This window comes from Carboxylicivirga caseinilyticus (genome assembly GCF_050589785.1).
Lineage (GTDB): Bacteria > Bacteroidota > Bacteroidia > Bacteroidales > Marinilabiliaceae > Carboxylicivirga > Carboxylicivirga caseinilyticus.
Map to the genome: position 1 here is coordinate 96,346 of NZ_JBNGOX010000012.1, position 24,077 is coordinate 120,422.

A 24,077-nucleotide genomic window follows, 5' to 3' on the forward strand; every position below is an offset into this window, starting at 1 on the left:
ATAATAATTACCCAATCCTTTAACGGGTGGCATGATTCAACACGAAGATGAAAGAACTAAAAAGTAATATGCTGGTCTTGTTTTATGTTTTGTTAACCTTGGTGGCATGTTCCGATAACTCATCAGAATTAACACCAGAGTTAGTAGTTTCAGCAACAGAATTAAATTTCACAAATGAAGAGCAGACGAAATCTTTAACTGTTTCTTCAAATGTTGAATTTACTATAGAAAGTTCAGCTTCCTGGTGTGTCGTTACACCTGAATCGGCTGAAGCTGGAATTAAAACGATCAAGGTAACAGCAGCAGAAAACACAGAAACAGAAGATCGAACAGCCACTATAACAATTACAGCCAGGGATCTGACAGAAACAATTTTAGTTCAACAGGATAAGAATATCGTTTTGGTTCTTGAAACTGATGAATATACTCTTAATCCGGAGGCTCAGGAATTAACGATCTCTTTTAAACGTTCTGGTGATGTAGCAATTAATATTGATAGTGATTGGATTTCACTTAAGGAATTGAAAAGTGAAATAGAAGATTCAAGGACCTTTATTATTGAAGAGAATTCTGAAATATTAATTCGTAAAGGTACCATCACTTTTACTTTAGAAGATATAAGTGAAACGGCAACTGTTACACAAGAAGGGATTGATCCTGCTATTGAAGCAGATGAAACTGGTGTTGAAAGTACAGCTATTGACTTAGCTGCCAAAATTATTGCAGGCTGGAATGTTGGTAATTCATTAGAAGTGCCAGGTGGAGAGACGAACTGGGGTAATCCAATGGTAAATAAAGATTTAATAGACGGAGTAAAAGCTGCCGGTTTTAATGCGGTTCGTATCCCATGTGCATGGAACGGATACATTATTGATGATGAAACTTATGAAATAGATAATGCCTGGTTAGCCCGTGTTAAAGAAGTAGTGGATTACTGTGTTGATAACGAGATGTATGCCATCATTAATACTCACTGGGATGGTGGATGGCTGGAAGAACATCCTGTATATTCAAAACAGGAAGAAATCAATAAGCAGTTATATGCTTTGTGGCAACAAATAGGAGTTTATTTCAGAGATTATGATGAACACTTGTTGTTTGCAGGTACTAATGAGGTACACGAGGATTACAGTGAACCATCATCCGAAAATATAGAAGTACAACAATCTTTTAACCAGACTTTTGTTAATGCTGTTCGATCAACGGGTGGTAAGAATTACTATCGAAACCTGATTGTTCAAACATATAATACAAACATTGGTTGGGGCTTAAAGTATTTTGAGTTACCTACGGATGTGGTCAACAATCGCTTATTTGTTGAGGTGCATTACTACGATCCTTATGAATTCACTCTGAAAACTGACGCCGGTTATAACACCCAATGGGGACAGGGATATACGGATGTAACCAGTTGGGGGCAGGAAGATTATTTACAGGAGCAATTTGGCAAGATGAAAGCTGCATATTATGATTTGGGTTACCCAATTATACTTGGGGAGTACGGGGCAATATATCGTTCATCATTAAGTGGTACCGCATTGCAATTGCATAATGAGTCACGTAATTATTTCCTTAAAACAGTTACAAGTGAAGCCAAGGCAAATGGATTCATTCCTTTTATCTGGGACAATGGAGCCGGCGATTTTGGCCTCTTTAACCGAAGCACAGGTGCACAGATTAAATCAGATGCTATTCAGGCAATTATTGATGGTGCAAATAATTAGTTGTAAATTATTAGTTGAATAAAATAACATATAAAATGAATAAACAATTTGTTATGATCCTACTTGCTGTCGTTATGATGGCTTGTGGTCAGAATTGGAAAGAAGATTCGGGTGGTGTCACGGTTTATCCGTCAAACCCAACCGCAAATGGAGCCAAAGTGGTTCGTGTACAACCAGTAAGCGATCAGACTTTTGAAGTGAGAACTACTGCTGCTTCTGAATTATCAGAAGAAAAAAGTCTGGTTAAGGTTCCAATGAAGGAATCTCCAAAGTTTACTGTTTCCGAGGAAAATCAAATAGTAGTAATCAAAACAAGTGAAGCTACAGCTAAGGTATCCTTATCAACTGGCGAAGTTTCTTTTTATGATGCTAATGAAGAGTTAATCATAAAAGAGAAAGCTGACCAACGTGTATTTAATAATATTAATGTTGATGGAACAGATGGCTTTGAACTTTCTCAGGTCTTCGACTCTCCTGAAGACGAGGCTTTGTATGGTTTAGGTCAGCATCAGGCTGATGAGATGAACTATAAAGGGAAAAATGAAGAACTGTTTCAGTATAACACCAAAGTGTCTATTCCTTTTGTTGTTTCTACGAAAAATTATGGGGTTCTGTGGGATAATTACTCACTTACACGCTTTGGAGATTCGAGACCATATAGTAATATTAATAGCCTGAAATTATATAATAAAGATGGTAAAGAAGGTGGTTTAACGGCAACCTATATTGATGATCTAAACAAAAGTCACGAATTCCTGGTAAGAACAGAAGAAACAATTGATTACGAGAATCTGACAACCATCAACAAGTTTCCGGAAGGTTTTAATTTTGCCCATGCAAAAATTACGTGGGAAGGTTATTTCGAAGGTGATGAAAACGGGGTTTATGATTTTCTGTGCTACTATGCCGGTTATACCAAACTTTGGGTTGATGGTGAGTTACAATTCGATAAATGGCGTACAGCCTGGAATCCATCAGTTGCAAAGTTTCACGTAGCCATGGAAAAAGGGGTGAAAAAACACATCAAGTTAGAGTGGTTACCCGATGGAGGTGTATCTTACATTGGCCTGAAAACGTTATCTCCTCGTAGTGAAGAAGCTAAGAATGATCTTTCTTTCTTCTCGGAAATGGGGCAGGAAATCCGCTACTTTATGATGACTGGTTCTTCAATGGATGAGGTAATCAGTCAGTATAGAACCATAACAGGTAAGGCACAGGTGATGCCAAAATGGTCTATGGGATTCTGGCAGAGTCGCGAGCGCTATAAAACACAGGATGAGTTGCTGGATGTATTGGCTGAGTTCAGAGAACGTAAGATTCCTTTAGATAATATTGTAGTTGACTGGTCGTACTGGCCTGAGAAAGAATGGGGAAGTCATGATTTTGATTTGGCCCGTTTCCCTGATGCTCAGGCTATGAATGATCAGATTCATGAACAAAATGCTCATGTAATGATTTCTGTATGGCCTAAATTCTATCATATCACAGATCATTACAAACAATTCGATGAAAAAGGATGGATGTATACCCGTGCTGTTGAGGATAGTGTGCGCGACTGGATTGGACAGGGTTATATCGGTTCATTCTACGATGCATATGCTGAAGGCGCACGTAAGTTGTTCTGGGATCAGATACACGAAAAATTATATACCAAAGGTTTTGATGCATGGTGGATGGATGCTTCAGAACCGGATATTTTATCTAATGCAAGTATCGAGTATCGCAAAGATTTAATGAATCCTACAGCATTGGGGCCTTCAACTGAATATTTCAATGCGTATGCTTTGATGAATGCAAAAGGTATTTACGAAGGTCAACGCGAAGTTGATAATGATAAACGTGTGTTTATTCTTACACGGTCCGGGTTTGCCGGATTACAACGATATGGTGCTGTAACCTGGAGTGGAGACATCGGAACTGTATGGGAAGATATGAAAGCTCAGATTTCTGCAGGTATCAACTTTGCTCTGTCTGGTCTTCCTTATTGGACAATGGATATCGGTGGTTTCTGTGTTGAAAAACGTTACGAAGTTGCCAAAGAAGGCAGTGAAGACAGGGAAGAGTGGAGAGAATTAAATGCCCGCTGGTATCAGTTTGGTGCTTTTGTACCTCTTTTTCGTGTTCATGGACAGTATCCGTTCCGCGAGGTATGGAATATTGCTCCGGAGAAACATCCGGCTTACAAATCAATGGTTTATTACAATAAATTACGCTATCGCTTAATGCCATATATCTATACTTTGGCCGGTATGACTCATTTTGATGATTATACCATGATGCGTGGTTTAGCAATGGATTTCACTGCTGATAAAAATGTTTACAATATTGGAGATCAGTATATGTTCGGTCCATCCCTAATGGTTTGTCCGGTTTATGAATACAAAGCTCGTACACGCGAAGTTTATTTGCCAAAAACAGCTGGTTGGTACGATTTGTATACCGGTAAATGGTTGGAAGCAGGTGTTAAATTCACTGCTGATGCTCCATATGAGAAAATGCCAATGTATGTAAAAGCTGGTTCTATACTTCCATTGGGACCGGAGATTGAGTATACAACACAAAAAGTTGCAGATCTAATTACTTTGGTTGTTTATACGGGTGCTGATGGATCTTTTACCTTATACGAAGATGAAGGAACAACTTATGATTACGAAAAAGGAAAATATACACAGACTCCTTTTACATATAGTGAGGCAGATAATACACTTACTATCGGATCTCAAAAAGGAGAATTTGAGGGTATGTTAAAAGATCGTCAGTTCAATGTTGTATTTGTATCCAAAGAGAATGCAATGGGCATTGATGCTGCTCAAATTACTAAAGGACAGGTAGTCGACTATAATGGAGAAGAAGTCAAGGTTCAGATACAATAATTGAACCCGGGAAAATATAAGTCCCGGCAATCGGATGGTTGTCGGGATTTTTAATTTTTTAAAAGTAAATCTTGACAGCTTCAGATTATTATTCGCAAAACAGAATTGCTAAATTGCAGATCAAAGAATTTTGGAGATACAATACGAATTGAAACCTAATGATCAATTCCAAAGAAATAAACCTTAAGAATATTGCTAATTACAACTAAATGAAAAAGACTTTTTTAATGGTGATGTTGGTGCTGGTAACTCAGATTATCTCAGCGCAGCAGAGCCAACAGGATGTTGAGAAGAAGATTGATGATATTATTAAACAGTTGACTTTAAAAGAGAAAGTCGATATGTGTCATGCACAATCAAAGTTTAGTTCTCCAGGTGTACCTCGATTGGGAATTCCTGAAATCTGGATGTCTGATGGACCACATGGAGTTCGTGGTGAGATCAATTGGGATAATTGGGGATATGCTGGCTGGACAAATGATTCGATTACAGCTTTCCCGGCATTAACATGTCTGGCTTCAACTTTTAATCCTGATCTGGCTCATCAATATGGTGTAGCTGTAGGAGAGGAAGCACGTTACCGTAGAAAAGACATATTGTTAGGTCCCGGTGTAAATATCTATCGTACACCATTAAATGGCCGTAACTTCGAGTACATGGGTGAAGATCCTTATCTGGCTTCCATAATGGTTGTACCATATGTTCAAGGGGTGCAGGAGAACGGTGTGGCTGCATGTGTTAAGCATTATGCTCTCAATAATCAGGAAGAATGGAGAGGGCACATAAACGTAAATGTGGATGACAGAACATTGCACGAAATTTATTTACCAGCTTTTAAAGCAGCAGTAACCAAAGGTCATGTTTGGTCGGTTATGGGTGCTTATAACAAATACAATGGTCAACATGCCAGTCATCATGAAATTTTGGTGAATAAGATACTTAAAGGCGATTGGGGATTTGATGGTGTTTTAGTAACTGACTGGGGAAGTGCTCATGACACAAAAGAAGCGGCCTACAATGGGTTGGACATTGAAATGGGAACATGGACCAATGGTTTGACTTTTTCGGCCAATTTTGCCTATGATAATTACTTTTTGGCCAATCCATTTTACGAAATGTTGAAGAGTGGTGAGATTGAAGAATCTGTTGTGGATGATAAAGTACGTCGAATTCTTCGTTTAATGTTCCGAACGAATATGAATATGGAACGGGGATTAGGACGAATCAATAACAAAGAACACCATGAGGTTGCACGCAAGGTGGCAACTGAGGGGATTGTTTTAATGAAGAATGAGAATAACTTCTTCCCGATTAATCCTGAAAAAGAAATGACGATTGCTGTTATCGGAGAGAATGCCACCAAAATGATGACAATCGGTGGTGGCTCATCTGAGTTGAAAGCGCAATACGAAATTTCGCCATTAGAAGGAATCAAGCTGCGTTTTACTAAGGCAACCATTCTTCATTCAATGGGATATTCATCTGGTCCTTCGGCTTACGGACGTGTTATTCCTCCTCACATTAATCAGGATAGTTTATATGCAGCAGCCATTGAAACAGCCAAAAAAGCTGATATTGTCTTGTTTGTAGGAGGCTTGAATAAAAATCATCATCAGGATTGCGAAGGTGGTGATCGTTTAACTTTCGAATTGCCTTTTAATCAGAATGCATTGTTAAAGGATATTATTGCTGTTAATCCAAATGTTGGAATGGTGATGGTAAGTGGTAACGCGGTTGCAATGCCCTGGCTAAAGGATGTGAAGGCTATGATTCAGACATGGTATCTGGGTAGTGATGCCGGTTATGCCATTGCAGATGTGTTAAGTGGAGATGTAAATCCTTCAGGTAAATTGCCATTTTCTTTCCCTGCTAAGCTAAATGATAATCCGGCTCATTACTATGGCGAATTATCGTATCCGGGTGATAGTATTGATCAATATTACAAAGAAGGTATTTTGGTTGGATACCGTTGGCACGATACAAAAAAGATTAAACCATTATTTGCTTTCGGGCATGGTTTATCATATAGTAATTTTGAATTGAATAATATCAAAACAGATAAAAGTACTTACTCTGCAGGGCAGACAATGAAAGTTAGCTGTGATGTAGCAAATGTAGGTAGCCTTGACGGAGCTGAAGTTGTACAGGTTTATGTTGGTAAGGTAAAATCCAAAGTAGACAGAGCAATTAAAGAATTGAAAGGTTTTGATAAAGTTCAGGTTGTGGCTAATGACAAACAAACCGTTAATATCTCAATAGATATTGATGATTTAGCTTATTATTGCACTGAAAAAGGAGGTTGGGAGCTTGAAAAAGGTCAGTATATTGTCTATGTTGGAACGGCATCTGATCAAATTAAAAAGAAAATTAAGATTTCTGTTGAATAAGAGTGCAGGACTATGCTAATCAAACTGATTGGTATAGTCCTTTTTAAAAATATATTGAATGAAATTGATCTCACGTATTCTGATTTTATCTCTTCTACTGCTTGTCTTTAATTTTTCATCGGCGGTTGCATCAACTCAATATTCCTTTCTTAGACTAAGCGCCCGTGATGGGCTGGTAAATAATCAGGTTACGTGTTTATTTGAAGATTCTAAAGGTTTCATCTGGATTGGGACAACTTCCGGTCTGAGTCGTTTTGATGGAAACCATTTTGTTAATTTTTCTCACGACCGAAACGATTCGACTACGATTCGGGATAATTATATTACAAGCATTCAGGAAGATAAAGAAGGGATGCTTTGGATTGAGACACGCTGGGAAATGTCAGTTTACAATCCACTTACCAACCATTTCCGGAATGATGTAAGAGAATATCTGCAACCCAAAGGAATACTTGAACAAATTGAACGTGTTTATATCGATCAGAATAAAGAGATTTGGTATCGTTCTGCTTCAAGAGGAAAATATTTTTTGCTTGACACGGTTGCTCATCAGCTAGTCGATCCTTTTCAAACGGATAATAAAAATGGCTTTCAACAGCAATTGATACACAAAGATGGAAAATATTATCTGTTATACGTAAATGGATTGATTGAAACGTATGATGATAAGAGTCACCGGTTAATCCGTTCGCATGATGCTTTATTGGAGCAATATGCCGAAGAAGAAAATGCGCCAAATTTATTCGTTGATAAGGACGGAGATTTTTATGTGTATGGCAATAATCTAGGAATCAACTATTTTAATTCTAAAAATCAGAATTGGGATCATTTTACCATGGATCATCCAACCATGAAATTATCCAGTAATATTATAAGAAGAATTGTTCAGGATGATAAAGGTTTGATCTGGGTTGGAACTGATCATGGAGGAATCGATATTCTCAATAAATATTCGCATGATATACAAACATTGTCATATCAAAAAGACAATCCAACAAGTATATCTCAAAATACGATAACAGATATTTTTATAGATAGCAATAACCTTATTTGGGTCGGTACTTTTAAAAACGGAATCTGTTATTATCACGAAAGTATATTTAAGTTTACTCATTATCATAGCTCGAGTCATCAGGATAATGGGTTGCCATACAACGATGTGAACTGTTTTGCTGAAGATGCCCAGGGCAATTTGTGGATTGGAACCAATGGTGGTGGTTTAGTTTATTTCGACCGTAAGAATAATACATACAAGAGTTATATCCATGATCCGGGCAATTCAAACTCAATAAGTAATAATGTTGTTGTTGGATTGTTTATCGACACTGATGGGATATTGTGGATTGGAACTTACACGGGTGGTTTAAACTCTTTTGATGGCAAAAATTTTAAGACTTATAAAGTTAAAAAAGGGTCTCATAACTCTTTAACCAGCAATAATATTTGGGATATCGTTGAAGATGATCAGCAACGATTGTGGATTGCAACTTTGGGTGGTGGTGTTAATATTTTTGATAAAAAAACAAATCGTTTAGAAGAGGTAACTAACCTTGGAAATGTGCAGCTACCTTCAACATTTGTTAGTCAGATATGCAAAATGAATACTGGTAATCTGGTTTTTGGTACTGCCTTGGGTGTAGTGTTTTACGATATGAAAGAAAAAAGATATCGTTACCATCCCAACGCAATAAAGGATTCACCAATATCAATTAGTAATAACAATGTAAACGATGTATTTGAAGATAGTCGTGGTTGGATATGGATTGCTACTCGTGAAGGGCTTACCATGTTTGATCCCTATAACGACTATATAAAAACGTTTGACCGGGAAGATGGATTACCGACTGGAATTATTAATTGTATTCTTGAAGATGAATTTCAGGCTATCTGGGTTAGTAAATCATCAGGTGTTTCTCAGATTATACCTAAAGCAATTGCTTCTGCCAGTGAGTATGAATTCATGATTACCAATTACACCGAAGATGATGGTTTACAAGGGCAGGAATTCAATGTAAATGCAAGTTTAAGAACATCAGACGATGAATTGATTTTTGGAGGTCCTAATGGGTTTAATCTATTTAAACCCAAAAATATGAAGTATAATAAAATACTTCCTAATGTTGTTTTTACTGAATTGCAGGTGTTTAATAAGCCTGTTAAGGTGGGGGAGAAAATCAATGGTAAGGTTTTGCTTACTAAATCGATAACAGAGACTGAGCACATAACATTGAAGCATTCGATGAATGTGTTCTCCATCGAATTTGCTGGTTTGAGTTATTTTAATCCTAAAAAGGTTAAGTTTAAATACATGCTCGAAGGTTTTGATCAGGATTGGAATGAAACTTCCAGCGCTAATTCAAAAGTGACTTATACCAATTTAAACGGAGGAGATTATGAGTTTAAAGTAATGGCCTGTAATAACGATGGTTTCTGGAATGAAACTCCTTCAACCATAAAATTGACAGTATTACCACCATTTTATGCTTCTAATCTGGCCTTCGTAATCTATTTCATTTTCATTTCTGGTATTTTGATTTACATCAGGTACTCGATGCTTAAGAAAGAACGTATGAAGCTGCAGATGGAGAATGATCGGATTCTTGCTCAGAAGCATCATGAAATGGATGAAATGAAGCTAAGATTTCTTACCAATGTGAGTCACGAATTCCGAACTCCTCTTACTCTGATTTTAACACCATTGGAGAAGCTGCTGAAAATGGATAAGGCTCCATCTGAACGTAACCTGTTGGAAACCATTCAGAGAAACACGAACGAGCTTTTGAATTTGGTGAATCAGTTACTTGACTTTAGAAAGCTGGATCTGCACGGGTTGAGATTCAATCCTTCTTATGGTGACATCGTTAATTTCTTAAGTGGTGTGTGTAATAACTTCACTGATTCATTCCAAAAGGCTGGTGTTCAATTCTCATTTAATTCCAATATTAACCAGTTTTTCTTTCGTTTTGATCATGAAAAACTGAATAAGGTGATGATGAATTTAATTTCCAATGCCTTAAAATTCACTCCTAAAGGTGGGGAAGTATTGGTAACGATTGACCGCATAAATGCTAACGAAAACAAACAGGGAGAAATTCAGATTAGGGTAAAAGATACAGGTGTTGGAATTGAAAAATCTGATCATGAAAAGATCTTTGAACGTTTCTATCAATCCAGCAATAGTAGTGCTTTAGGTTATTCGGGCAGTGGTATCGGATTGAATCTTGTGAAGGAGATGATTGAATTGCATAATGGTTCAATAAAGGTAGAATCGATACCCAATAAAGGAGCCGAATTCATTGTAAATATTCCAGTTCCAGAAGAACAGATTACCGAAGAGAAAGAAGTTAAAGTTGAAACTCAATCGAAAGAAACGATTGAAAAACCATCAAAAGATAAAAGGGTTAAGGGTAAACCTGTTGTGTTATTGATTGAAGATAATTTCGATTTCAGATCATTTATGCGTGATACGCTTATGGATACCTATGAGGTACATGAAGCAGCTGATGGTGTTGAAGGATACGAGTTGGTATTTAAATTGGTGCCTGATTTGATCATTAGTGATGTGATGATGCCTCGAATGGATGGTTTGGAAATGTGCAAGAAATTGAAGAATGATGCACGTACATCCCACATTCCTTTAATTTTATTAACAGCCCGAACAGCTGATGAAGATAAAATAAAAGGTCTTGAAATTGGAGCTGATGATTATATCACGAAGCCTTTTAATATGGATCTTTTATTGTTACGCATTCAAAATCTGGTTGAGAAGCAACTAAAAGTACAAGACCATTTTCAAAAGAATATAGATATTTCACCATCAGTAGTTGAAATTACTTCCCTGGATGAAAAGCTGATTAAAAAAGCAATTTCTTGTGTAGAAAAGAATATTTCGGAAGCTAGATTTTCAGTGGAAGATCTCAGTAGAGAATTAGGTATGAGCCGTGTATATCTTTATAAAAAACTGATGGCAATAACGGGTAAAAGTCCGGTTGAATTTATTCGTATCATCAGGCTGAAAAGAGGGGCGCAATTATTAGAGAAAAGTCAGTTAACAGTTGCTGAAATTGCCTATGAAGTTGGATTTAACAGTCCCAGATACTTTAGTAAATACTTCAAAGAAGAATATGGTATGTTACCAACTGCATATATTAAAGAGAAGAACAATAAGTAAAAATAAAGGCGATTGATTTTTAATTCTCAATCGCCTCATCTTTTCTTTACTTAGTTATCTACCATACCGGAGATATTATATAAGAATAGTTGTATTCTTTATCAAGCAATCTATATTGGTTATGAGGTAGGGCCCCCCAACTGTTATCACCACCAACACCACGCTGAACCAGATCAAGAGAAAGATAAACACTTGAGAATGCCGGTACATCAACTGTATGACGTTGCATTTTAGATTTTCCCGGATCAATATCAGATGGACTGAATGGTAAGGCACTGGCACTTAATGGAACCATGCCTGTTACTTTTATTCCAATACCATCATTATTGGTTAGTTTTAACCAGCGAACGTCTGTTTTATTTCCATTTTCCTGTGGACGTATATAGGCAAAATACTGATCTTCAACTTTTGAATGATACAATCCAACAAATGAGGATGTGTTTCTATCAGAATAATTCTCCCATGGTCCGCGACCGTAATAACAGAAATTATCAAACTCTTTAGGTAAATTCATCATCATACCAAAACGTGGCATTTCAGCAATTTTTTCAGCATCTGTTTTGTAAGCTACATCAACTTTAACCGAACCTGAAGCATCAAGCTTATATGTTAGTGTATACATTGCTTCGATTCCATTTAATGCCAATTGAGCAGTTATTACAGCATCATTTCCTTTCTGCTTTTTAATGGATACCAGTTTGGCTTTTGAGCCAGCATCTTTCCAAACTTCAGAATGATTTTGCATTTGATTTCCAAAGTCATTATCAACTGGTGCTCTCCAGAAGTTTGGAGTAAGCGCATTATTAATCAATTCTTTACCATCAATGGTGTAACTGCTTAATAATCCTGTTGATTTACTGATAATAGTTTGAACTTTACCTGTGTTAATTACGAAGTTGGAAGAGTTTTCAGTCACCTGAACTTTTCCTTCACATGCTTTTGCCTGTGGTACATATTCGTTTTTGGATAACTTAAACTGTTCGGCAGCAGCTTCATGACCTGCCGGAATAAAAGGAGCATCTTTTGTAGTAATAGCATAAATGTTAAGATAGTACTCTGCACCATCTTCGTAATTGATTTCGGGTAATTCAAAGTCAATTATATTAAAATCCAATGCAGGTACATCAGCTTTGAAATTTCCGGATTCTATTACTTTACCATTACGAATCAACTCCCAGGTAAACAAATAATCTTTTAATGATGTAAATGAGAATTCGTTAGTGATTTTAATTCTTCCATGATTAACATCAACATTCTCAAACAAGATATTCTGATATACTTTTTTTACCTCAAATAATCCAGGGTGAGGTGTTCTGTCGGGATTTACTACTCCATTCAAACAGAAGTTTTCATCATGGGTGTATTTTTCACCGCCAAGATCGCCACCATAAGCCCAGAATTCTTCACCTTTGTCATCCTTGGTAAGTATGCCCTGATCAACCCAGTCCCAGATGAATCCACCTTGCATGTGTGGTTTTGAGCGAATCAGATCCCAATATTCTTTGAAGTTACCATTACTGTTACCCATGGCATGCGAATATTCGCACATGATAAAAGGACGTCCCGGATTTTCTTTATTGGCATATTCATGCATCGAACCCATTCCAGGGTACATCGGACAAACGATATCAGTGTTCTTTTCCTGACCAGCTTGTTCAAACTGCACAGGACGGGTGTTATCACGTTTTTTCATCCATTCATAAGCATCAAAAAATACCTGTCCGTTACCACACTCATTACCCATGCTCCAGATAATTACAGATGGATGGTTTTTATCGCGTTCAACCAAACGGTGAATGCGATCCATATGTGCAGCATGCCACTCGGGTAAATAGGCCGGGTGTTTTGATTTATCAAACCAGTTTTGGAATGTAGCACCCATGTCATGTGTTTCGATGTTACATTCATCAACCAGATACAAGCCATACTCATCACAAAGTTCAATCCACTCGGTGCTGTGAGGATAATGACTGGTGCGGACTGCATTGATGTTATGTTGTTTCATCACTTCAATATCCTTCAACATGGTTGCTCTGTCGATATGATGTCCCTTCGTTTGATGGTGTTCATGCAGGTTAACTCCTTTAACCAATACATATTTGCCATTAACCATCAACTGACTGTCTTTAATTTCAACAGTACGGAAACCAATATTAGACGAAGTCGCTTCGATAGTCTGACCTTTAGAGTTTTTTAACTCAACCACCAGTTTATAAAGGTTAGGACTTTCGGCACTCCATTGTAATGGTTTGGCAATAGTTTTGCTAAACTCAACAGTGTTAGTTGTTAATTTATCAACTGTAACTGTAAGGTCTTTTGTTTCTGTGTAAACGGAGTTCTTATTAGCATCAAATAAGGTAACGCATACTTTATTTTTTGATCCTTTCTTAGCCAGATTCTTAATATCAATCGTTACATCCAATAAACCATTGGTGTAGTTTTTATCTAATCCGCCTTTCGCAAAAATATCCTGAATACGGGTTTGCTGAGTGGTGTATAAACAAATGCCCCGGTCAAAGCCCGATAATCGCCAGAAGTCCTGATCTTCGATGTATGATCCATCTGACCAGCGATACACTTCAATGGCAATCATATTATTGCCCTTTTGAAGGTAAGGCGTAATATTAAATTCAGCCGGACTTTTTGTTACCTGACTATAACCAACTTTTTGACCATTTACCCAAATGTACATAGCAGAAGTACCTGCAGCAAAGTGCAAATAAACTTCACGTCCATTCCAGTCAGCAGGCAAGTCAAATGTTCTTCTGTACGAACCTACCGGATTGTGTTTATGATCGATAAAAGGTGGGTTTTTGGGGAATGGGTATTTAATGTTGGTGTAAATAGGTGTACCATAACCTTGTAATTCCCAGTTGCCCGGAACCTTAATATCATCCCATTTGCTTACATCATAATCCGTTTTGTAGAAATCAACAGGTCTCTCGTCAGGTTTATAAACCCAGTTGAATTTCCATTGACCATTAAGTGATAAATAGAATGGAGATTCTTGAGGGTTTCCTTTGAGAGCCTGATTCAGATCAGGATATGGAAAAGCGGTTGCTCTTGGGGCCTCTTTGTTAATACCAAAGACAGCCGGATTTTCCCAATCAATGTCCTGAGCAGATGTCGGGTTACAAAGCGCCAGGCTCAGGAGTGATAATAATACTATTTTCTTCATTAAAATATTGATATTAATATGATTAAAGAATTAGTTGATTCATTACTTTATAACTAATACAATAAAATTATAAAAGCTCATAGCGGCATAATGTTAGTTATTCAAATAAAGATGTCAATTTTTCAAGGTTGGTTAATTCACACCTTTATTTGACCATATTGTGCTAATTAATATTTAAACCGGATTACATAGAATGAATTTTTTGCCAGTTTTAATTTCATGGTGTTTCCAGTAACTGTTTCTGTGAAATTTTGAGGAATAATATTTAAAGGATTATCCAGTGTATTCTCTACTTGCAGATCGTTGGATTGTAACATTGTTATTTGTGCAAGATTTGATTTTAATCCTTTTTTTAAACCTTCAACAGAAAGAGTTAGTTCTTTTGATTCTGCGTTTGTGTTAACAACCTTTACTATTACTTCCGTTTTGTTTTTATCAATCGCAGAACTGGCATAAATACCATCCTGTCCTTTTAAATCAAGGTTGTCAGCACTAATTGATAGAATATTTGTTCCTGAATGAGTTCCATACATTTGCTGCACAAAGTAGTTGGGAGTGCGAACACATTCAAGATTATCAAACCAAATCATATCGGGGCGCCATTGCCATGCTTCAATATGTGCAAATAATGGGGCATAGGTTGCCAGTTTTACAACATCAGCATTTCTTTCCAAACCGGTCATAAAAGCAGCTTCGGCAATAGCTCCTTCAAAGTTATTTGCCCTGTTTTGCGGATGTGCTGCATATTCACCTGCAAAAACCTTTGGTCCGTTTCTGTCATATGAATCGTAACGTCCGGCATTCTTCAAAAACCATTCAGGACTGCGATAATAATGCTCATCTACCAATGCAACATTAAGCTTTTTCATTTTGGGCCACAGGTATTCAAAGTCCTTGCCATCAGGCTGAGGTCCGGATGATCCTATGAGTTCAATTTCAGGGTGTTTTTTACCAAGGACATCAATAAAACGTTGTAAACGCTCTACATATATTTCACCCCACTGCTCATTTCCAATGGCTAAATATTTTAAATTAAAAGGTGCCGGATGGCCCATTTCAGCTCTTAGTTTACCCCATTTGGTAGAAGTATTGCCATTGGCAAATTCAATTAAATCCAATGCATCCTGAATATATGGTTCCAGATCTTCCAAAGCCACCAACTCCTTGCTTTCGTACTGGCACGCCAAACCACAATTGAGCACAGGTAGAGGTTCTGCACCTAAATCTTCACTAAGAAGGAAATATTCGTAAAAACCCAAACCGTATGTTTGGTAATAATCTGGAAAGAATTTGTGTTTGAAAGTATAATTCCAACGGTTAATATTCAACGGACGGTTTTCAACCGGACCAACACTGTTTTTCCACTGATAGCGACTTTCAACAGTGTTACCTTCAACGATACATCCACCCGGAAAGCGGAAAACACCCGGAGTTAAATCATATAAAGCCTGAACAAGATCTTTCCGTAAACCATTCTCCCGGCCTTTCCAGGTATCAACCGGGAATAGGGAAATGTGATCCATTTCGATGTAGCCCCAATTCTCGACCATTAATCGAAATTTACAATGTGCATCTGTTGAATTAGCTGTCAAAGTCGTTGTATGATTTGACCACTCAGCTCCTGAGATATCTATGTTTTTTACAGCGATCGGATCATTGTTTGAATTAACAATCTCCAGTTTTAACTTAATCGTCTTACCTTCTTCAGCCCGGGCATAGAATGAAAGCCTGTATTCAGCATCTTTTTTTATTCCGATCCCTTTGAAACCTGTGTTTTCAAGACCAGAGAAAGTTCTCAAACCTTTCCCTGATATACGCACATAATTAGGGTTTTTGTCGAAACAAGGATCAGTCGATTTTATAACCACATCACCAAAGGGTGTCCATCCAACAAAAGGATGTTCGAACTCGAATGATCGGTTTTTTATTAATTCGGCATAGATTCCGCCATCGGCTCCAAAATTGATGTCCTCGAAGAAAACACCGTACATGTCAGGTTGAATTTCGGCTCCCACCTGTTTTGCATTAACCGTCATCTTAATCTGTGCAGATAAAGAAAGGGTAAATACAAATGCTAAGATTAAACTTATGGATTGTTTCATTTTTAAGTTGGATGTTTTATTTGTTAGTCAAACTGAATAGTTTTTACATTTCCATTATGGAGTTTTAAGATAATACTTTTGTTATTGTCATTAAATTCCATTGATTTGATCGGGTTCAGTTCTTTCGTCTTCCATTTTTTACCGGATTCTTTCCACAACATCAAGGTGATTTGTAATTCCTCATTATCATCAGCCTTATGTTTGTAGGTTGCATTCATAACAACACTTCTGGAGCTTTCAGGATGTAAACCTTCTGTTTTAAGTACTTCAACATTATTCCATCCTAAAACAGGTATCATTGCCAATTGATATTTACCGTTATCAATAATGGTGGCTTTGTATTTTCCGGCTTTCTTAACAGTTGTTGTAATTTCTTTGTCAAACTGAGGAAGTGCATAATGTCCTAGTCGCATCTCAACATCTTTGGCTGTTATATTTCTATCAACCCTTAAAATGCCGTTTGGCAGGGTTATTTCAGCCAGATTCATTTTTATTTGTTCATCTGTTTCCAAAACAGCATCACGATAGTAGATGTCATCTTCAAATTTTTTGAATGTATAAAGGCGGAATACTTCCCATTCGTTTTTTTGATTTAAAAAAGCATAGTTCATTGCCACTTCACCATTCTCTCCATCGGCTTGCCAGGGGAATATGCTGTTATACGATAATCGGTTATAATTTTCGGTGGAACGAAATTTTTGCCAATCATCTTTTACTTTTTCATGACACCATGCTCTTATTTCAGATGCTCCTGATTCAGGATAATCAGTTATGAGAAGCTCAGGAGAAGATGCATAGTAATTATAGACTTTGTCATTACTGTAGGTCTCCCAAGGTCCCTGATTTTCTTTGGCTGTCCAAAATGGATCATCAGCAGGTAAAAGCAATGAAAGAAAGGCTTTACCCATCCAATAAACACTTCCTCTGCAACTGTAAACCTGCACAGCCGGTTCAAAGGCACCATAGAAACCAAGTGTTGGCACATTGTCTTTCATAAATTCTGGATGCTGAATGAACTGCAAAATAGTACGTGACGAAATCATTCTCAGCCATCCCAGATTAACGTTGTCGTTGCCATATTTGCCCATAAATGGGAAAGGTGCAATCGATCCCATACGATAAGAGATAGATCGCCCATACATCATCATTGAACCATCTTTGGCAAACATGTAGGGGTAAGTATTATATAAATCCTTGAAATTAGTAAGAAACTTCTCAGCATATTCGGGATAATATTTGTTACCAAATACCTCGGACCACAGAACACCATACAACTGAAATGCCCACATGCTGTAGTAGTCGTATGCAGGACTGTCGTTATACCAGCCGTCGCTGCGGTAATGAGTTAATGAGCGGGCAAGGTATTTTTCCAATAATTCTTCGTTTACATCATACCCTTGATCTTTAAAAAAGCTCAAAACAAAAATGTTGAAGAATTTCCAGTTTGAATCAACTGTTGGTCCATCGCCGTAACTCAACATTGAAGCTGCTAGGGCATCTTTATCTTCCTGACTGAATGGCTCCCAAATAACTTCAGGAACTATGAATAGAGAAATTGCCAAAGCTCCATATTCAACCAGGTTTTGACTCGGACCACCATTCTTTGAGCGGTGAACAATGTATGATGGACTATCAGGGTTGATCAGTTGTTTGATCTGATAACGGTAGTATTCACCAACATTGATGTTATTTATGGTAAGGTCAGGATTTTCCCTTAGCAGTGGAGCAGCTATAAAAAGTGTTCGACAAAGTCCTTCCAGTTTTTCGGTTGGTACCCGACCTTCATCATGAGGATAACTTTTCCCGGGTTGTTTCGGGAATTTCATGGGATCTTCGAACTCTTCAATGTAACTAAATGCTCCTTCCAACAAATACAAAGCAGCATCGAACCAATGCTGCCTTGTCATGCCCGTATATGGGCTTATATTAAAATTTGCGTTTTCTAACTCAAAGGTGTTTTTTTTATCTGCTTTTGATTGAATGTTTTGAGCATTACCTGTAATTGTGATGCTTAGAACAATTAATAAAGTGGTTAAAGCTTTTTTTTTTGTAATCATATTTTAAAATTGTTTTACCAATAATAAGGTTGCGATTATATTGGTTGAATTCCTTCAACAGTAGGTTTAACGGGTATTATTTTTCCATCCTCATCAAAAGAAAGTTGATCGATACATGTTTCGCGATGAAAACCAGCAGAACGACCCATGTTAATTCCTTTTGGACGGGTAAAGCGGTGATACACAAGAAACCAATTGTCTGTATCCGGAATCTGTAATACGGAGTTATGACCTGTTCCATAAATTCCAAGTTCAGGATTTTTCTCAATCACAATATTATCTTCTGGTATAGTAAGCTTGCCCAAAGGTGATTTAGAAGTTGCATAGCGCACCCTGTAATTTGGACTTCTTGTATCATCTTCGCTCCACATAAAATAATACGTTCCATTACGGTAACTTACATAAGCACCTTCGCGGAAGGTCCGGTCTGGAGTCATAATTGTTAGCGTATTTTCTTTGATTGATAACATATCATCATTCAGTTCGGCTCCTGCCAGATATCCATTACCCCAGTAAAAATAGCTTTTGTTAGTAACCGGATCGGTAAATACATCGGGATCAATGACCTGACCATTATTAATTCCATTAGGGTGTTTACTGATAAATGGAGCACCTGAATCGACAAATGGACCGGTAGGATTATCGGCAACAGCCACACCTATTTTTTGTGCAGCAGTAAAATAGTAGAAATACTTGTATTGGCCATTTATCTTCTTTTCAACAATACAAGGAGCCCATGCATTGCGATCAGCCCATGTTACATCTTTTTTGAGATCAATTATTACATTTTCTTCTTTCCAGTCGACCAGGTTATCTGATGAAAAAACCTTAAAAAAGTCACCAGACCAACCCCAAAAACCATCACTGGTTGGGTAGATGTAATATTTTCCGGTTTTTTCGGCATATAGAATTTCAGGATCTGCATAATAACCAGTCAATACAGGATTATGATCGGGATTGGCTGAAACTGTATATTGTGTTGAACCCTGATCGGAGATGCTTAATGTATAGGTTACAGCGCCATTTGAAAAATCTTGCGCACCAGACGGACTTATTGAGAATCCGGGGAAACATTTGAATTGAGGATCAAAATTGCTTAGGTCAACTCCATTTAATACAGGAAGATGGATGGACTTTTGATCACCTTGCACATAAACATTGTTTAGTTTTAATTGGGGAGATGTGGCTTCCAGGATAGGATCAGTGAGACTACCCCATTTACTTACCAATCTTTCCATTTCAGATTTTGTAATGGAAATAACAGTACCATGACGAGGGTGAAAATTCATTGATATTTCATGATCAATTATTTCAAAGTTGATTAGATCGCTTGTCTTCGCAAATTGATAGGTACCTCGCATGTAAACATCATACATTAAAATCCACTCTTCGGTGTTATTTAATTTAAACACACATGAACCTTCTACATTATGTGTTTCTTTGTCCACTCGCTGACTACCTTGTTGTACATATCCTTCTGTCAGTTTATCAGAAATAGCAAGCTTGATTCCTGGTTTTCCGTCTTCTGATTTAAAGAAAAAATGAAACTTACCATCTTTTTCAACAATGTCGCCATCAATGCAGGCATTATTAGTTGGGCTGAAAAATAATTGTTTGGGAGCCGCCTCAAACCCGGTGAAATCACTGTTTGCATATGCATAATAAATGATGTCTGGATCACCGTTGGTTTTCATTGAAAAATACACCATATATTTTCCTTTTTCTTTGTCATATATGGTTTGTGGAGCCCAAACTCTGTTTACCTGTCCAAATTCTTCAGGATAAAGTTCGGGGATATTTAATACGGTTGATTCCCAGTTGATCAAATCAGTTGATTTCATAAGAATCATGGCTTTGTTGTTCCAGCCCATATCCGGAACATATAAATCGGTAATAACCATATAGAATGTTCTACCATCTTCTCCCCTCAGAATATGCGGATCTCGCACGCCACCTGATGAACTAATCTTTTTGGAATCAATTACGGGGTGGTTGTTATTTAGTGCTCTGAAATTATAACCGTCCTCGCTAACTGCATAGTGTATTTGCTCTTGGCCGGGACCATTTCCAACAAAATAAGCAAATAAGTAACCCGAAAACTCTTCCTTTTTTCCACAGGAAGTTAATATGCTTAGAAGAAGAAAGCTGGGTAAAAGAAGCTTAAATAGTCGGCTGATAAAATTGATTCTCATCTTTAATAAAATATTTCACTCTAATGTTTGGATTCAGAATTTATCCGAATCAAAAGACTCAGATAATGACAAAGATATTTTAAGCTTATTTAAAGAAATGTCATAAAAACGGAAATTACTATCACAAATTAAGCAATGCTAAAACAAGGCTTTGACAGGGTTGTCAATATTTCTACAAAGCCCAACTATAGCAGCTTTTCGTGAGGTTATTTGTTTTGTCAAAAAATATTTTTAATATCTGTTTAAACAGGAATTCAGTGTAAATAAATGCAAATACTTGTCAAATTTCTGCAAATCCAAATAATGCTATTTATCTAGTTTTGAACATCTGACTTGAAGTATTATTTAATTAATGAATTATGAAAAAAATAGGTTTACTTTTTAAACTTTTTATGGCTCTGATCGCACTTGTAATAGGAGCCAATTCAGTTTCGGCACAAACAACCGATACTGTTGGGTTGTTTAATCCTGCCTTATCAGCCAGACATATTGTGTATTCTGAATTGATGTTGTATGATGTAGATGAAGATGGAAATTTCGATGCTGCATTTGTTTTGTCACAAGATACTGTTAAAGTCTGGGATGATTATTCAACCTCACTAGCTTTTTATGATGAAGGATTTAAGATTAGAAATGGGGGTGGATTTACAAGTTCTAATACCATTATTCCAGTTGCAGGTGAAATTACAAAAGTTTGGACAGCTGTTGATGTTGCTAATATGACCTACAAAACTTATGTACAGGTAGGTACTATGGAGTATCCTGAACTGGTTTACAATGGTGATGCTGCCTTTAGAAATACTGCCATTACAGCTTTAAACTATTGGTCAACATTACACAATGCTAATAGTGAGCCGGATTCAGTAGCGGTAAAAACTATAGAATTTCAAACAAGTAGTGATGCTACTTTAAGAAGTGTAACTGCAAATATTGGTACTATTGAATATTTTACTGCTGATCAGGAATATGTTTTAACAGTTCCTTATGGTACAACTGAAGTTACCATGGATGTGGTTGCAAATGGTATTGGTGCAAATGTTCAGATCTCTGATGGAGATGTTGTTTATGAAAACGGAGTAGTTGCGATACCTTCAGAATCTGATGGTATTGATTTGTATATTTGGGTTGATGCATTCGATGGTACACAAAATGAATATATTCTTACAATTAATGTTGATCAGGGTGCAGTAAATCCAAATTTAAGTGATATTCAATTGTCAACGGGTAGATTAACTGCAACTTTTGATGCTAATGTTACTGAATATACTGCTTTTGTTCCTTATGGTACATCAAGTGTTATTGTTACAGGTGTTCCAACGTGGTCTGGTGCTAATGTTGCTGGCGATGGTGAAATTACATTAACTGATGGTGTTGGTACCGCAACTATTGTTGTTACATCACAAACAGGTGGTTTTACCAATACATACATTGTAAATGTTTTTGAATCTGAAATTAGAACCGGACAGGACTTTTATATTGAGCAAGAATTATCTGGCTTTGTAATGGGTGCAGGAGTAACATTACAAGCAGCCGCAAAAGATGAACCTACACAATTGTGGCAAATTGAAGCGAGTGGTGTTGATAATCAATATTTTATAAAAAACAAGAATAATCAATATTTATCTCATTCATCATCAACTTACTGGAATTTATTGATGCGAGATAATCTGACGGAAAATTTAGATAGTTGTCGTTTTGTTATAGAAGAATTTGAGCCTGGTAAAACTAGAATTGCTTCAGTAATTAAAGCTGAAGAGGCTAACAGATATATTGCTACTGATGGAACAGCTATTGGTAATGCATTGTATTCGAATAAGGCACCAACGAATGAGCGCGGTGTTTGGGTTTTCAAAACAGCTGATCAAGTATTTCCTCGTGATGCTTATTTGGTTGATTTATCGGTTAATGATTTATCATTATATCCTTCTTTCGGTCCATCAAAAACTGATTATCATGTAACCTTACCTGCGGGAACAAACTCTGTAATGATAGGTGCTACTGCGGAAGAAAATGATGCAGTTATTACAGGTACAGGAACAGTTTCTACATCTGCAAATACGGGTATGTTTACTATCAGTGTAACAACTGCTGATGGTTTATATACAAAAATCTATACTATAGAGTATATCAAAGATACTCCGCTTACCTTAATGCACTCATATACTTTTGCTGATGGAACAGCTGAAGATATGGTCGGTACGGCTAATGGTTATGTTGTGGGTGGTAATATTACTGATGGTATTTATATGACAGAAACGTTAGGAGATTATATCGAATTTCCAGCTGCAGAAATTGCGATAAATACTTATCCAACCATTACATTCGAGTATTTTATTGCATCGGGGGCAAATGAAACAACTAATACAATGCTTTCATTCTTTGGAGATAATATTAATACATACGGAGTAAATGGTGTATTTACTGCAACTAAGAGTAGAGCAGCAATATCATGTCTTAATGAGGGAGCCCCTTGGAATGCTGAGTCTGGAGTTGATGGAGCGAGTATCGAGAATGGTGAATTTTATCATGTTGTAACTGTTCTGACAAATGAAACTATTTCAATGTATATTAGAGGTAGTTTGGTTGGTACGGCTAATTTGTCAGATGATAACAAGATCTACAACTTAAGTAACGAATTAGCTTACCTCTGTAATTCTGGATACGATTCTGACGCTACATGGTTAGGATCAGTATATGAGTTTAATATTTATAGTGGAATAATGACTGAACAAGAGGCACAAATAAGATATTTTTCATATAATCCTGCTACCAGTGTTACAGATGCAACATTAAGTGATTTAACTGTTGATGGACTAACTATTGAAGGTTTTAATCCAGCTAATTTGAACTATGTGGTTTCTTTGGAAGATGGAGCTTCAGTTCCTACAATATCAGGTACTGCAAAAGTTTCAGGAGCTATTGTATCATCCGTTAGTCAGGCTGGTTCTTTCCCTGGTGTAGCAACTATTGAGGTGACAGCTGCAGACGGAGTTACTAAAAATACTTATACTGTTGAATTTGAAGTAGCTACTGGTATTGGTAAGGCTGCTAAAGAAGGTGCTGTTAAAGTGTATCCTACGGTGTCATCTGGTGAATTTACCGTAGAAATGGAAGGAATGTCATCTGTTATTTCTGTATATGATCTTGCAGGAGGACTTGTTAAACAAGTTAAATCAAATGCAAAAAGTGAAATCATCTCAATTGACCAAAACGGTATGTATATCGTTAAGGTAGAAGTTGACGGAGTAAGTGAATTATTTAAGGTATTTAAGAAATAACTTACAATAAAGATTTAATCAAAGAGGGTGTCCAAAAACTAAACATCAAAACAACGTTAGTTTCAATTTGTAATAAAATATCATTTTATGTCACCCCTAAATCCCCTGAAGGGGA

Annotated in this window: 9 protein-coding genes; 5 read left to right on the plus strand and 4 right to left on the minus strand. The window is 36.9% G+C overall.

The features are described from left to right. Window positions 1-47 precede the first annotated feature (47 nt). From ACRD62_RS08505 to ACRD62_RS08520, 4 genes are all read left to right on the plus strand, one after another. The gene (locus ACRD62_RS08505) at window positions 48-1,724 is read left to right on the plus strand and encodes a cellulase family glycosylhydrolase (RefSeq protein ID WP_430819713.1); all 1,677 of its coding nucleotides are present in this window, start codon (window positions 48-50) and stop codon (window positions 1,722-1,724) included. 35 nt (window positions 1,725-1,759) lie between these two features. Next, window positions 1,760-4,597, plus strand: a complete 2,838-nt coding sequence (locus ACRD62_RS08510; RefSeq protein WP_430819714.1) for a glycoside hydrolase family 31 protein — start codon at window positions 1,760-1,762, stop codon at window positions 4,595-4,597. Window positions 4,598-4,806: 209 nt separating this feature from the next. Continuing rightward, window positions 4,807-6,984, plus strand: a complete 2,178-nt coding sequence (locus tag ACRD62_RS08515; RefSeq protein ID WP_430819715.1) for a glycoside hydrolase family 3 C-terminal domain-containing protein — start codon at window positions 4,807-4,809, stop codon at window positions 6,982-6,984. A 58-nt stretch (window positions 6,985-7,042) separates the two neighbouring features. After that, entirely contained in the window at window positions 7,043-11,155 is a 4,113-nt protein-coding gene (locus ACRD62_RS08520; RefSeq protein ID WP_430819716.1) for a hybrid sensor histidine kinase/response regulator transcription factor, read from the plus strand. Between the two features lie 58 nt (window positions 11,156-11,213). Here the strand turns inward: ACRD62_RS08520 and lacZ are convergent, their stop codons facing one another. The 4 genes from lacZ to ACRD62_RS08540 all read right to left on the minus strand — a co-directional run bounded on the left by lacZ (window position 11,214) and on the right by ACRD62_RS08540 (window position 20,684). Continuing rightward, the gene (gene lacZ / locus ACRD62_RS08525) at window positions 11,214-14,333 is read right to left on the minus strand and encodes a beta-galactosidase, LacZ type (protein ID WP_430819717.1); all 3,120 of its coding nucleotides are present in this window, start codon (window positions 14,331-14,333) and stop codon (window positions 11,214-11,216) included. A gap of 167 nt (window positions 14,334-14,500) precedes the next feature. Further along, window positions 14,501-16,435 (minus strand): alpha-L-arabinofuranosidase C-terminal domain-containing protein, encoded by a 1,935-nt coding sequence (locus tag ACRD62_RS08530; RefSeq protein ID WP_430819718.1) that lies wholly within the window; start codon window positions 16,433-16,435, stop codon window positions 14,501-14,503. A gap of 23 nt (window positions 16,436-16,458) precedes the next feature. Beyond that, window positions 16,459-18,492 carry a DUF2264 domain-containing protein gene (locus ACRD62_RS08535; RefSeq protein WP_430819719.1) on the minus strand — a complete coding sequence of 678 codons (2,034 nt, stop codon included), beginning with the start codon at window positions 18,490-18,492 and terminating at the stop codon, window positions 16,459-16,461. A 35-nt stretch (window positions 18,493-18,527) separates the two neighbouring features. Beyond that, window positions 18,528-20,684, minus strand: coding sequence for a glycoside hydrolase family 43 protein (locus ACRD62_RS08540; protein WP_430819720.1), 2,157 nt, complete (start codon window positions 20,682-20,684; stop codon window positions 18,528-18,530). Window positions 20,685-21,043: 359 nt separating this feature from the next. Between ACRD62_RS08540 and ACRD62_RS08545 the strand changes: the two genes are divergently transcribed. Next, window positions 21,044-23,962, plus strand: coding sequence for a cadherin-like beta sandwich domain-containing protein (locus ACRD62_RS08545; RefSeq protein ID WP_430819721.1), 2,919 nt, complete (start codon window positions 21,044-21,046; stop codon window positions 23,960-23,962). The last annotated feature ends 115 nt before the right edge of the window (window positions 23,963-24,077 follow it).